The sequence below is a fragment of the Bradyrhizobium lupini genome (assembly GCF_040939785.1).
Lineage (GTDB): Bacteria > Pseudomonadota > Alphaproteobacteria > Rhizobiales > Xanthobacteraceae > Bradyrhizobium > Bradyrhizobium canariense_D.
The window spans coordinates 2,693,794-2,707,927 of the sequence record NZ_CP162553.1; the positions used below are offsets into that span (position 1 = coordinate 2,693,794).

General features: G+C 57.5%; 8 protein-coding genes and 1 pseudogene. 4 read left to right on the forward strand and 5 right to left on the reverse strand.

Annotated elements, in window-relative coordinates:
- Positions 1–871 precede the first annotated feature (871 nt).
- Positions 872–1,105: a hypothetical protein gene (locus AB3L03_RS12900; protein ID WP_368508744.1), complete on the forward strand. Its 234-nt coding sequence runs from the start codon at positions 872–874 to the stop codon at positions 1,103–1,105.
- A 1,751-nt stretch (positions 1,106–2,856) separates the two neighbouring features.
- Here the strand turns inward: AB3L03_RS12900 and AB3L03_RS12905 are convergent.
- Positions 2,857–3,030 carry a hypothetical protein gene (locus AB3L03_RS12905; protein WP_368508745.1) on the reverse strand — a complete coding sequence of 58 codons (174 nt, stop codon included), beginning with the start codon at positions 3,028–3,030 and terminating at the stop codon, positions 2,857–2,859.
- A gap of 1,756 nt (positions 3,031–4,786) precedes the next feature.
- On the opposite strand from AB3L03_RS12905, the gene AB3L03_RS12910 reads away from it, so the two are divergent.
- The gene (locus AB3L03_RS12910; RefSeq protein WP_368508746.1) at positions 4,787–5,419 is read left to right on the forward strand and encodes an NYN domain-containing protein; all 633 of its coding nucleotides are present in this window, start codon (positions 4,787–4,789) and stop codon (positions 5,417–5,419) included.
- Positions 5,420–8,018: 2,599 nt separating this feature from the next.
- Here AB3L03_RS12910 and AB3L03_RS12915 read toward each other — a convergent pair.
- From AB3L03_RS12915 to AB3L03_RS12925, 3 genes and pseudogenes are all read right to left on the reverse strand, one after another.
- Positions 8,019–8,252: pseudogene (locus AB3L03_RS12915) on the reverse strand (site-specific integrase); the annotation flags it as partial.
- 525 nt (positions 8,253–8,777) lie between these two features.
- Positions 8,778–9,368, reverse strand: coding sequence for a hypothetical protein (locus AB3L03_RS12920; protein WP_368508747.1), 591 nt, complete (start codon positions 9,366–9,368; stop codon positions 8,778–8,780).
- A gap of 165 nt (positions 9,369–9,533) precedes the next feature.
- Positions 9,534–9,752: a hypothetical protein gene (locus tag AB3L03_RS12925; RefSeq protein WP_085383491.1), complete on the reverse strand. Its 219-nt coding sequence runs from the start codon at positions 9,750–9,752 to the stop codon at positions 9,534–9,536.
- Between the two features lie 1,161 nt (positions 9,753–10,913).
- Between AB3L03_RS12925 and AB3L03_RS12930 the strand changes: the two genes are divergently transcribed.
- Together AB3L03_RS12930 and sugE are read left to right on the forward strand one after the other, a co-directional pair.
- Positions 10,914–11,804, forward strand: coding sequence for an SPASM domain-containing protein (locus AB3L03_RS12930; RefSeq protein WP_368508748.1), 891 nt, complete (start codon positions 10,914–10,916; stop codon positions 11,802–11,804).
- Positions 11,805–11,896: 92 nt separating this feature from the next.
- Complete coding sequence (sugE, locus tag AB3L03_RS12935) at positions 11,897–12,211, forward strand: quaternary ammonium compound efflux SMR transporter SugE (protein ID WP_085383489.1); 315 nt, start codon at positions 11,897–11,899, stop codon at positions 12,209–12,211.
- 654 nt (positions 12,212–12,865) lie between these two features.
- Here sugE and AB3L03_RS12940 read toward each other — a convergent pair.
- Positions 12,866–13,771 (reverse strand): thermonuclease family protein, encoded by a 906-nt coding sequence (locus tag AB3L03_RS12940; protein ID WP_368508749.1) that lies wholly within the window; start codon positions 13,769–13,771, stop codon positions 12,866–12,868.
- Between the last annotated feature and the right edge of the window lie 363 nt (positions 13,772–14,134).

Here is a 14,134-nt window from a genome sequence, read left to right on the forward strand (position 1 = left end):
CACCACTCCACGTCCTGATCGGCTTCCAGGATGACCATTCGGCGCTCGGATCACGACGTGAACTGACCTGCTTTGGCCCGTCGACTTGCGCTTGAGTGCGATCTGAAATTTCCAATGTAACTTTTTGAGCCAAGGGGGATTGAGGGATAGTTCCTTCCTTTGCCGGCCATTGCTCGAGAATTCACCCCGTCCCGTACTGGACGAGGAAAGCCCGCCCGAAATCCAGAAGTTGAGCACCTGCTCATTCCGATCGATGGCCGCGTAAACAAAAGCATCCATAGGCGGCCCGCTCCAGGAAGCGCTCAAGAGCCGCCTGGGCGACGACGCTCTCGCGCATCCGCGGGCGGTCAGCACAATGCTGTCTGGAACTTTGAACCGCTATCTTTCTGGTCCGCGGAGCTTCGCTTGGGCTCAGCTGCGCGTCCACCTCAGCGTCATTCCGACTTGAGCTCGGTTTTTTGCGGCGCTCGGCGCCAATCTGCATATCCAGCTTGCTTCTCTCTGCGAAAGCATGATGGAGCTGCTGGCGTCGATCGCGCCGCGCTTTCTCAACCACTTTGCATTCGAAACGTTTCCAACGATCAGGGGCAACACACTGCAACCCATCGATAAAGGCTGGGCCTTCGAACAGCCTTGGTACTAATGCGGTGGAAAAACCCTGCACATAGGAGAACTATAAAGCGCATAACTGAACTCGTCGCTGAAAAAACATCGATAGATAACGAGCTTAAAACGCTCAAGGAGCAGATCACTCAGGAGACTGCGGCACTCAAGAAACCCCGCGCGACGCGCAAGAAGAAAGGGAGGGAGCTCCAACTGGTGAACCAATGAGTAAGGTCAACCTTGAAGGATCGGACAAAAGAGGACTGCCATGAGCGACCTTCTCTGGTGTCCCGAATGCCGTCACTCTCGCATTAGCGAAGAACGCTCCTGGCTCTTCGTTCAGCGCTGCGAAAGATGCGGAACCGAGTTGGAGGACGATGCGCCGCCTCTCGAAGTCGATTTCAGAGAAGTCGATTTCGGCTACAATGTCGAAGAAGAAGAAGAGGACGACGGAGAAGCCGAGCGGGACGAAGCTAAGGGCGACGAAGCCGACGCGCAGTAAGAGGAGGAGCCGCGCGAATGCGGCTCTATTTTTGGTGTCACTTGAGTTACGCCACGGATTTAGCGTCTAAGAATATGCAGCATGTCCAGGCGATCACCGGTCATGCTCATTCGTACCGGCGCTGCCCTGTTTCGGCCTCGTTCGAAGCCAAGCAACGTCGGGCCCATTCGATTTGTGCGTCGGTAGCACCGTGATTACGAGCGTACATCTCGGCCACCGGTGCCGAATATTTCGCGACGTAGTATCTGACCTCGCTGCATGATACCGCGATGTGGGTCTGTAGTGACGCGAAGCGAAGGCTTCGGAGCCCAGGGGCATCAGCAGCAACGCAACAATGGCCCCCGCGCGTACAATCATTCCCCCGGCCCCTCTCTACTTCCCACGGAGAGCAGGTCTGAGTCGCGCACACGACGCAAATTAAGAATCGCGCACTGGTCAAAGCGCCGGGAAACTGTTGCTCCAATGCTTCGGTGTTGCAGATAATGGCTGCAGATGCAGGTGTTTTGAAGCGGCCTGGACGCGGCTTCGTATCAATGTCGACGCGGGGACGCGCGATCGTTGCATTGAACGGTGGCTATCACCGCCGAAGAACTCTCCTTCTCCGCGCGGCCTTCGGGATACGCCGACCAAACCTTCTCGCGTTAGCGGCTTGCAGGCGACGCCTGAGCGTCTGCAGTTGCCCGAATAGTGCGATGAGCTCCTCGACCCGTTCGCGCAGAATAACCGAATAATTGTAAACCTGACCTCGATTACTCATTACTGCCTCGAACAATGACTAAACTATATGCAGGCCGCAACGGGAAGAGTATGCAATCAGAGGTAGGACCATACAAGCCCCAAAAGACGGTAGCGTGAACTTGGAAGGCCCCAGACACCAGAGGGTTGTCGCTGCGCGTTCCTTTCGCTTTGTGTTTCGGGTCAGCTCCGTTCGAAGGTTCAGTCGATTGACAGGGCTGCGGGGGCGATGCTGCAATACAAGAACGGGCACACGCGCCGGCACCGGTGTGGCGGTTACTTTCCTACTGATGGGTCTGGTGCTCGCTCAAGAGGCGTGCGAGGCTTGCCCAGCCCCGTGGTCCCGGAGGGAGCCTCGCCACCAGCTGTGGTGCTCCCAACCCGCTCAAACGTCGTGACGAATGCCGCGAACGCCGCGACTATCACGGCAATCGCGAACAACAGGATCATAGGGTCGGGATTCCGCTCAGTACTCATGAGCAACTCCACTCAGGCGGCCCGGCAGCTGAGCAGCGCCCCAAATAAGCCGCGCATCGCTGCGTATCAGCTTTCGGTCGAGAGCTCCGGGCCCAGCGGTCTCCAAATTATCACGTGCGCTTACAAACCGCGCAGTTTATTGCAGATTCAAAATATTTGTTGGTCAAACCGGGGCGTTGGTTCAGATGGGTTAGCGCCCCGAACAAGCGGGTGCTCCCGCGAAGCATCATGCCATGTTGGCTGAGTGTCCTGAGCGCCGTCGGGGCTGAGGAGCGTGGGCAGGTTTGCTGTCGTAACCCGCCAGGCTGACGCGCTGCTTCGACGGTTATTGAAGCAACTGCGGGTCCTAGATCCGGAGGCGGTACCATCCACCGCCCGCGAGCAGCACCACGTTTGCGATTGAGGAAGGCCGCCGATCCGAACGGAAGCTAAATCGAACGAAGGCGTCGTCGGTTCGAGACTGCTTGCCGGCCTGCTGCTCGCCATCCTTCCGGCGCTCCAATCAAGCCCGGCGACCCAGTCTGACCATGCCGACTTGGCTACCGTTCGGGATCGTCGAAGCTGCCATACTCCCGCACGATGTACTCCCGCGTGAAGCGCTCGACCGGGCGCCAGTGCTCGCGAACGACGATTGTCGGAGTCGGGGGCGTCCAGTGGTCCGCGTGGATGACTATTGTCGGAGACGGCGGGTAGACATAGGGCTGTATGAACACGCCAGCAAACCTCTCCCCTACACGCAATAGCGGCGGAGGCGCCCGTACTGGAGAGCGCAAGAAGGCCGGCAGCGACGTTAGCGGCTAGAAGAGCGTTCCTGCCCAAAAACCGATTCAGCTCGTTCATGTTTTCCTCCTTCCTGAGAGCATTTCTTCTTTGCTGCCTCGAAACAAGCCCCAGCAGAAACCGGCTAGTTTCAAGCTTCCAAGATTAAAACTCACTTGTGTTCGAAGGCAGCGATCAAGTCCCGCAACGACCTGGGATAAGTTCACCCCTTCCAGCTACTTCGCAACGTGAGCGACTGGGGGCCCTCGTATCGCGCTTGGACAGCCTTTGCGATCCACTGCCGTATTTATTTGCTGATGTGTGCACCGGCCGTTAAGGGTTGGTTAAATTCCCGGTATAATCATTGGCGATCGCAAGGGACCTGAGCATGCAATTGCACCATGCGAATACCTTGGCGGAAAGGACCGAGACGCTCGCGGATCACGGCAGTGGCGAGGTCGCGACGTCGCCGGTCACCTTCGACCAATCAGATTTCACGACCTCCGATCGAGATGAGATCCTGGCGCTATTGGCCCCAAGTGGTCAGTCAATACCCACCACATGGCTCGTTCTGGCCGCATTGGCGGGGGGCTTTGGATTGGGCTGGGCTGGTGCGTGGTACGGTCCTGCAGCTCCTCTCGACCCGACTGCCCAGGTAGAAACGGCCTCGCGTCGCATGCCGGACACAACGGCGGGGGTAAAGCCGAAGGCCTCCGACAGATTGCATCGGGTTCGCGAACAGCGCCTGCTTTGGGGCAACCCTCGACAGTCGTCGCGAGCGTTGCTCCGAAGCCTCTGGCCAGATGGTCGGACGGGGCCCAGTCCGCGGAGTTTTCAAGCAGGCGTTCTCCGACCATCCAAGCGGATGTGACTGTGACCGGCTCGATAGAGCCCAGAGCGCCTCTCACACCCTCGCCGGACACAACGCCGACGACGATTGAGGGGTGGACCATTCTAGATGTTCGAGGCGGGACGGCGGTTCTCGCTGGTCCTGCTGGCGTTCGGATGGGAATGCGCGGCGACACAGTCCTCGGCATCGGGCGCATCGACTCTATCGTGCGTTGGGGCAACCGCTGGATAGTGGCGACGGATAGCGGATTGATCACGACGCCATGAATGCCGCGCGGATCGTGCGTTCGTCTACAGCGTATGCGGCGTTTTGAGTTCGTTCCTAGGAGGCCAGTCTTCGTCGCTGGGATTGGTCGGACGACTGTTTTGCTCGTTGAGCCGCTCCTCCGGTGGAAACCTTCGATCTCGCCGATCGATAGGGAGCCGAGAGCAGCATCAGGAAAAGCGCCCTGGCTGCTTTGTATCTGGCGGCGGCTCTGCTGGTCTCCCGTCCTGACATCACGGTCGTCTCTTCGCGGGTGCACACGCGCCAAGTCCACCTTCGGCCTCGCCGTTCAAAGGCGATATCAAAGACTTCGAATTGGTCAGGCATTGCGGTGCACAACAATTCCGGGCAGGTCTAGAATAGTCGAAAGCGCTGACCCAATCCACAAGTGACTGACATGCCCCTCAACGCCCCCAGCCGGAATTTGCTCGTCTTTGAGGCGTACGAATTGGAGTGGTCGAGGAAAACTGTTTGAAGGCTAAAGGACCGCGGTATAGCATCGGAAAATCCGGCTTTGATGAAAGCTTTGGAAGTGCCGCCTCATTGGCGGGTTCATATTCCCGCAGCATGGTACTTCGTCCTTCCGAGATCACAACATGTCGTCTCCCAGCAAGATTGCGCTCTTCATTGATGGAGCCAATCTCTATGCGACAGCCAAGACGCTCGGCTTCGATATCGATTACAAACGCCTGCTGAGCGAATTTCAGAGCCGCGGTACGCTTCTGCGCGCGTTCTACTACACCGCCACTATCGAGGACCAAGAGTTCTCCTCGATCCGTCCGCTGATCGACTGGCTTGATTATAACGGCTACACGGTCGTCACCAAGCCGACCAAGGAGTTCATTGACGCTGGCGGCCGACGCAAGGTCAAGGGCAACATGGACATTGAGCTCGCGGTCAATGCCATGGAACTCGCCGCGCATATCGACGAGATGGTGCTGTTCTCCGGTGACGGCGACTTCCGGTCCCTGGTTGAGGTGGTGCAGCGCCACGGCGTTCGGGTCACCGTCATTTCCACGATCGCGAGCCAGCCGCCGATGATCGCCGACGAACTGCGCCGCCAAGCCGACGTGTTCACCGATCTTATCGAGCTCCAAGCTAAGATCGGCCGGAATCCGTCCGAACGCCCAATTGCCCGTGAGCGCGAGTCGCGCTATCGCCCGCAGCAAGTCCCGGAGCGTCAGACCATCGCGGGACCGAAGGGAAATGACAGCCTTCTTGAGAACTGATTCGGAGCGAAGCCGCTGGTGCATCCAGCCTGGAAGCGATCGCACTTGGTCGTTCGTTGAAGCTGTGTGCCGCCGAATGAGCTTGATGAATGAGCCCGGCATTTGCGCCGGGCTGATCGCCAGTATGGTTCAGGTGCTGAGCAACGAACGAAGTAGAAAGACCCTTCGTGGTCCGTCGGTTCGGATTCCGACGTTGCATGCCCACTCGACCCGCTTCGCACGCATGTTGCTGCACCCTTCATTACCTCAAGCTGCGGAATCCGCGCGCGACAATGCCGCATCAAGTGGCATTCGAAACTGATGTGAAGCCTGAAGCGAAAGTAGTTCCGTTTTGATGCTCTGACGGAACCTAATTGGATGCCATGCAAGGGCAAATTTAGTTATGTCCGATAATCATGATGACTCCACCGCAATAATAAGTCCACCGCAATAATAAAAAAATAAGATTGGGGAAAATAGAAGCAGGGAGTTTTGCGATGGAAGCTATGCGCCGCTTTCGCGCGATGGCGTTGCTATGCCGACAAGCCGCCGCGCGTGATCCCGAGAGAAGCTGGAAGCTGCTCGCAGAGGCAGAGTACTGGGAGCATCTGGCGGCTACAGCTCTAGCCCACTAAGCGCACGAAGTAGCGATTGCGCAATTGTTCTGTTCTATCGGAAGCTGCTTAATTCAAATCATATTTCGGGGCAGGTAATGACCAATATTCGCGAGGGCTATAGCTGTGCTGTTGTGCACGCACGCCTCCAAACGCTCATCGCCGAGCTTAGAGAGGTGGAGAAGCTTCGAAATAGGCTTCGAATCGTAGAGGCGAGAACAATCGGCAGAAGACGGCGGGCCGGAGCGGGCAGCAGAGCAAGAGCCGTTTGGAGACGATGTTAGATGCGCCCGAGCATTGATCCGCATCAGCTCATGCGCGGCCCGGGCTGGGGCCCTTCTTTGCCTGGTACAGCCCCCGAGTCTACCTTCCCCTCAACAGCGCAACAGCACAACTTTCCGAAGCACGCGGCTCGAGCTTAAGACGGAGCCGATACCCAACGCCATTAGCAGCACGCCTATCCAGGACGGCGCCCAGCCGCTTCCCTCAACGTCCACCTTTGTGGCGCGCGCGCCGGCCGGCATAGCGGGAGGCACCCCAAGGCAGCGACCGCTTCGATAGCCGCTGGCGCGCCCGCGAGGACCTTCTCCAACTCGACTTGCCACGGGACGGAATGATCAGGCGTGACCTGGCCGGGCGGAAGATCGGTGACGGTTGCCGCCGGCATCAGGGCCCCTGTACCGAAAACGGATGCGCGCGCGGGGGCAGCGGATCGCGCTCGTCCCTGTAACGAAAGTGTAAGTGAACCAAAGGCACACAACGGCGAGCGATACAAGATGGCGGGCCTACGGCGTAAAGAATGAGAAATAGCCGGGCACGGGGAGGGCAATCTCTTCCCAAAATCCTGGCCACCTATTCGCCTCGCCGGTGCAGCGGCAACCGGAGTTTGTGCCCTCCATCCAGTCACAGATAGCCACGAGACGAGCTTGCCATTTCTACGCTGTCTTGGGCTGCAGCGTCACGGCTGTTGCCCCTACAAGTCGAGAGCAATCGTTTGGAAGACATCCTGCTACGGGAGACGGTATATTGGGTTCATACGTAAACTGTTTGTGCCCTTCTCTGATTTCGAATTCGACGATCCCCCTCGGCGGGCAAATATTGGGCGAAGGATCTGGATCGCCGCCTACTCGCAGAACTACTCGATTGGTCTTTGCGGTGCCCGCCCAAGGAATCCGTGTCCCATCATGGCTCATTTGCTCCACAGACACATTTTTCGGCTCGTGCCTTAAGAGGGTTTCCCGAAAAAATATCTTTGCCGTTCAAGCAATTTGGGCGCGTCCGCGGACCGGCGAGGTTGCTCGGCGAGAACCGGCCAGCAGCCAAGTGCGACTAGCGAGAGTAAGATTGCTATGGAAAACGGCTTAACGACAGCATGCCCTCGAAGCATTTTTAGATCCTTCTCGACAAATTGGATCGACAACAACTGAAGCTAGGAAAATCCACGGCCCAAAAGCCACGCCTATCCTATAACGATGATCGTGCGACAACCAATGGGTGTTTTTATTGCAGAGCAGCCATCTGTTGCAGCGCTTTGAGGTTTCATCAATGTCAGCCGCTGAGGGCCGTGGCGTCAACGCGCTCTGTGAACGCTGACAGCAAACGACCACTATGAGTGCGGCCATCATTACTGTGACGCTGCCAGGGCAGCGGACAACGGCGGTCGCGTTGTCTTATTGTGCGAAAATTAGATGTGTGCGGGTCCAACCAGCCTCGCCCGAGGAAATATAACAATCGGTAGAAATTTGGAGAGGGGGCGCGACGAGATGTCTACACTAGTATGTGCTTATGAGCCACGAACCGAAGTTTGACCTACTGCCCAGACCGCCTTCGTTCGCCGACGAGGTAATCGTTGTACAGGCGACTACAGGCCGATACTGTTCGAGTGGTACAAGTTCGTGGGCAGTTTGAACGTGGTCGTTGCCCACATACGACGCGAATCGCCCGCCTTCAGACCGATCCCTGACAAACAATTCAGTGTACTGGTGGGCCTGCTGAATCGGTGTGCTCGTCTTGCCGGTCGTCAGCACAATCGCGTCCTCGCCAACATGAGACCAGGACAAACGCAGCAAGTCGCCTAGGCGCAAGCCAGTATGCCCGGCCAGATCAACGGCGTGGGTGATTTCGGCAGAGCAGGCCTTCCTGATCCGCGCGACGTCAGAGTCGGTCCAGATGATCTCCGAACGATCGTTGTTGTAGAGGTGCCTAATGCCTTCACAGGGATTGCCTGCGATCTTGCCGAGCTCGACGGCGTGCGCACCCGCGGGCTTCTAGCGCTGCGGCGCCAGCATTCACGCGGCGTCTGAGTGCTGGCTTACGCATCTGCTCACGCATTTCAGCAAACCATCTGAATGGTCGCATTTTGAAACAGAAGTTCTTGGCGGATAGTGCCGCTCGAAAATATAGCTTTCGTTCTCGAGGATATTTCGAACGATCTCACGACTGTTTGCCATCACTTGAGCGCGGTGGGTGCCGGCCCGGTGAAACCTGACTTCAAGCGACTGGGCGAGACGAAGAGGCTTTTAAGCGAAGCCAAGGATAACCTCGAAAAGTGTCTGGCCGATTTGGAAAGGATCGGCTGATGCGGAAAGCGAGGGCTCGAGGTGGTCGCCTGCCAGCTAGGCACTAGGCAAAACCACCTACTTCTTCGAATGGCAACGAGAGTGGTGGCACGTCGGCGATCTAAACTACAATAGGACGCCGCTTTCCTGATCATACCTGAGAAGTCTCATGGTGCGGCTCGGATCTTCTAAAGGCGCCATAGCAAACTAGAAGGAGAACACTTCTTCAACGTCCAAGAGCTTGTAAATCCCCGTTCGCCCTTGGGGAACCAAGTCGATCATGTTGTTCAACTTGGCGCGAAGCCTTGGCACGAAGACGTCCAGTCGAACGTGCTTATCACCTTTCTCTCTACGCAGCACCTCGATGTTGAAGACTTCGCTATCGATAGCATGATCCTCCACCGCACAGAGATGGCGCAGGAAAATGTGTTCGATTATCGAAAGCCGCTTGGAGATCCCCAAACGATCGGTAATCTGACGATCACCAATCGTGAACGTCCAATTCCCGATCCGAAACCTCCGGCCGGAATGCGATTGCTTGGAACGCCTCTCGGTATGCGTTCTTCGCCAGACCGACATTGCCCGGGGTGCGATTGCCATGAAGCCGTAGGATTTTTCGACGTAATCATCTGCTCCATACTCGATGAGGGGTGGCGCCTCCTCGTCAATCGGCAGATTAGAACATACGATGATGCCAGCATTCGTATTGTTGATTACAGCTTTCACGAAAGCTTTGCCCGTTTCCTTGTCGGTCGGCTTTTCCCAGTATTCCGAGATATCAAGGTCAAGGAAATACAAGTCGATATCATCTTTCTCGAGATATTGGCGAGCGCTTGCTACGTAGTTGACCCACTCTATCTTGCAATCAAGCTGCCCAATTTCGTCAGGGGATTTTTTAACGCCGTTCCAATGCGATCTGCATCAGCCTTATCGTCATCGACGATTAGGATGCGGGGGCGCGCATCACATCGGCCGGACCGGAAGGACTCCTGTCTGCGAGATCGCTAGGCTTTTTGGTCGAAGCCATAACTCGGTCAGCCGCCCCTGCATCAGCATCGACAACAGAAAGCACGGCATGATCGCGATCTCCGGCTTGTGCCCAGCGTGAAGCAAAACCGTGGAGAGCGCGATTACCGTCAAGAAGGCGATCAACATCTTCCACGATGGCTCGTCCGCAGTCATGGCGACCTCCACAATTGGGGCACATAGCCCACATACCCTACATAACGCACAATTTCTTACCTGAGATTGGAAAACGAAACACTAAGCTGCCGGCATCGAGGACATGACCAAGCGGCAGGCGTGCGGCTATCAAAGTTGGTTGAGGATGTCGTTGTATGTGACACCGAGCGAGAAGCGCATCCCAGGACGCTCGGAGTCGAAGCGAAATTGCGCGTGCCACTCGAGTTTTGTCCGATGAACACCGCAATTGGGTTGTCGGTGAACTGATCCCCCGTGAAAGACGATGAGCGAACCGCGCCCGAGCCAACCCTGAAACTGCTCATCGCGATACCGTAGATATAGGTGAAGTCGCCCGTGCCCTACCAGCGCCGCCGACTTGCTGCAGCGGTTTAGAAAAGTCGGAAGTCAGTAGGGCGGAACATTCGTACGCAAGGCCAGCGCCCCCACTCCTGTTCTGGACCCATCATCGAGAAGACGCCTCGCAAGTCCGACCGTAGCGCTGGCGCCCGGATATTTATCCAGCCGCCCTCCCGAGCGTACGAAGAGCATGACGACGACGCTCCCTTGTATAGCGTTTCCAACTATTGAAATTCACGGCTTGCTGTGTGAAGTTGTGGTAAAGAATTCGCACTTTTGACTGCGGCAAAGTGCACTCCCAGTCTCACTTCGGGCGGCCGATCCCGATGCACGTCGATGATGATGACATGGCCCTTGGGGCGGCGGCAACGGCCTCACATTTGATCGGAAGGCTGCCATTCAACTCATTTCGAGAGAGCTTGAATCGTACGTAGCGTCATAGTGTACGCTATCGATCGCAGTTGCGCCTCCGTTGTGCCATTGCGAAGTCAGTTATCGCGGATGTGTCGGCTTATGGACAATACCTCCAATGGCATGAGTGATGCTTGTTGGAAGAAGCGAGAGGTTAGATCGACGCCGTCGATGCATGTGCACCCGGCAGCCACCGGATCCTCCTGGACTGGGGCGCTAGGGTGAGTGAGCCGTCGGCGCTGTCTTCATCTATCGCGGGCCGCGGCTTGCGACCGTGAAGTGTCGCGGTGATGGGCGATGAACCGAGGATGATGCATGAGCGAACCGACATGAAGGATGCAACGAGAGGGTGCCCCCTCAAGATCTCTTTGTTCCCAATGGCGGAGCGCGGACGTGGATAATATACAATCGATGACTGCCCAGGAGCTGCGCTCTGCAATTAGTGGCGGCAGGGTCTTGGAGGTAACCACGACAACGGGCTGTGTCGTCGGATGTTCTTATTGCCCGCAGGACAAGTTCGCCGAACGGCAAAGAGCTATATCCGACGTGAAGCATCTTTCTTTGCAAGATTTCAAGCGATGCCTGGCACGCGTACCAGCAACTGTGGACATCAGCTTTTCCGGGTATTCGGAGCCTTGGCTCAATCCGGCTTGCACCGAAATGGTTGAGCATGCCTACGCGGGTGGCCATGGAATCCGGATTTTTACAACCCTGGTAGGAATGAATGGGCGGGATCTAAGACGCTTGCGTGCGTTGCAGTTCCGCGGTTTCCTGGTGCACGTTTTTGACGACGGCACGCATATGGACAGTGGTCTCGTCAGGCGCAACTATGTCGATTTGATGCGCCAACTTGTTGATGCCGGCATTTCGTCACTGCTCTTCATAGTCATGGGCGAGGTGCATCCTGAACTACTCGACATAATACCTGACGAAGCGCTCGTTCGCTCGCGTCCCCCGCGCAGCAGGCCTGGGAGCGGCGAGCTTAGGATGGTTGAAGCACGACAGCCAATCCTTGGAGCGTTGAGATGTCCAGACGAACGGCAATATCGGAATGTTCTTCTCCCAAACGGCGACGTTACCTTCTGCTGCATGGATTTTGAGCGACGCCACGTTCTGGGCAACCTTCTCCGCGACAGACACAAGGATCTCTTCGAAGGGGCGGCTTTTTGCAAGATTACCAGTCGCATGAACGGCGCGGACGGTTTTCTACTTTGTCGATCGTGTGAATTCGCCGAACCAACAAGGTCGGAATGCTCATCGTTGAGAGCAGTTGACCCTAACTGATCGAAACGAATCGGGAGCCCAGGCGAGGACGGCCTTGCCGCTCATCATCACATCAGCCGCGGGGACGACCCCGCCATGAACGGACGGTTGCCATGGCCTGGAGCATTTTGTTGGTCGCGGGCCTCCTGGAAGTCGCCTGGGCAATCGGACTCAAATACACTGAGGGCTTTACGCAGCTTGTTCCGTCCGTGCTCACGCTCGCGGCCATGGCTGGCAGCGTGATCCTGCTCGGCCTTGCTCTTAAGACGCTGCCCATTGGAACTGCCTATGCGGTCTGGACCGGCATCGGTGCGGTCGGCACCGCGGCGCTCGGCATCATCCTGTTCGGGGAGCCGGCCGCCGCGTTTCGCTTTGCCAGCATCGGACTGATCGTGGCCGGCATTGTCGGGCTGAAGCTCGTGTCCTGACGAAAACATCGAAAGCATTGACCCCGACCAGGTCAGCGCCGCAACGATCGCCGAGACTCTGGCCGCCGTAATTGTCGAGCTGGCCGCGTTTGCAGCGCACCGCCGAGGGGCGCGGCACCGACAACGGCGCGGTGATAATGTGGCCGCAGAAAGTCGCCGTGAACCAGATGCCGATGCAGGCCCTCTGGGCCGAGACCTGTTGACCGCGAGCCTCAGTCTCGCAACGTGAAAGCCCGTGGTACGGACGATACGCCCGTCGCCAATCGGCGTGCCCACGGCCATTGCGTCTGGCCCGATGCACCACCTGGAGCGGCACCAACAATTGGCTGCCAACTCGCCAATGCGACCAACGGACCCAGCTATGCCGCTGATGCTCATGGCGGCGGCCAAGAAAGGTCGCTTGCTCGAGTCATGCGATGCCTGCTCTACGGAGCTGCAGGGGAGAAGGTGCATCACAGGACGATATGATCGGCAGAGCGTCTTCGTTTGCTCCGAACTGGTTCCGACCATCCCGCCTAAGAGTACGAGACCATCCTACTCGTCGCATGGTTGGGCGGCAGTGTTGAGGACTTACTCCCGATCGAGCCAGCTCGCTCGTGACTGTCACCTCACGCGGGAGCCGATTGCGGCGTATTCTGGTGTAGGGGCCAGCCATCAAGGATGTGCATTCGCGTCGTCCGAACAGCTGGCTGGTCGACCACCCAACCGAATGCACTCTCGATATAACGAAGGTACGGCAAAGCTGCCCGACCATAAGCCCAGTCCGGCACGATCGGCGGCGCGTTGCGCGGCCCGGTATGGTCCTGTGGAAGATTGCGTCTGATCGAACGCGAGACCATTGCGCACCAACCATTCTCCGACATCGATGCCATCGGCTGAACAGGTCGCAATCGTCCGTCCAGACTCATCCTGCAGCACTGACAGGCAACTGACTTCGCGCTCTGCAATGAAGCCTTCAAGGTCGCGCACGGCCCTGAGGCCACATCGATATGGATTGCCGTTGATATCTCTGCACATTTGGGACTTGTCCGGCGCGTCGATGCCCCAGAGCCGAACGCGAGTCCTGTTGATTTCAACGGTGTCGGTGTTGATGACCTTTGCCCGCCCGGTCAACTGGCCGGCCAACACGATGCTGCACAGTGCGAACATGGTCAACACCACGATCAATCCGGGCATAGCGATCTTCTTTTTCCGAACTGCGAACATTCCGGCCGAGCGCAGCAGAGCATAGGCAAGTGGCCAAAGGCGCTCGATCGCAGTGCCCAGAAGGGTGCTAATGTTGAATAGGTAAGCTCGCCCGACAGATGAATCTCCCTGAATGAGCAGCGCAACACCTCCCTCGCGTCCAACCTCGCCCACGATGGTTTGTGACGCGCCTGCTGCGCTGACCGAATGGGGCCATTGCTCCACGCCATTGCGGCAGTCCGCCTCGACTGCATCGCGCACCGGCAGGACGAAATCCGTCGTGCGCGTACGCTGATTAGCCATCAAGCAAGCGCAGACCGCTGCCCGCAAGTCCGCGTCATACGAATTCCTGGTGGCCTTATCCGAAATGAGCATAAGCTCGCCGCCTTTCTGGCACCGATAGCAGCGAGCACGCGCCGTCCGCGGTCGCTGCTCACGGCAACTATAAGGGAAAGTGTATGCATCGCTGGAGCAAAACGGGCGGTCCGAGGGCCATCGTTGTTTTCAACGGCAACATGCCTTCTACAGGCGGTTGGCGACGACTCCGCCCGCAGTCACGCCGCCCAACTTGTTTCGCGAGCGCCAGGACAGCCATCTCAACCCCTAGCCGGACCAGGGCCACAAGTGCGTAGGAACCGCGAACCATGCGATGTTATAAAGATTGGCGGCGCCGAAGCCCGCGCCGTAGAGGGCCCAAAACGTGACGCAGACAACGATACCAGACTGATACGCCGTCGA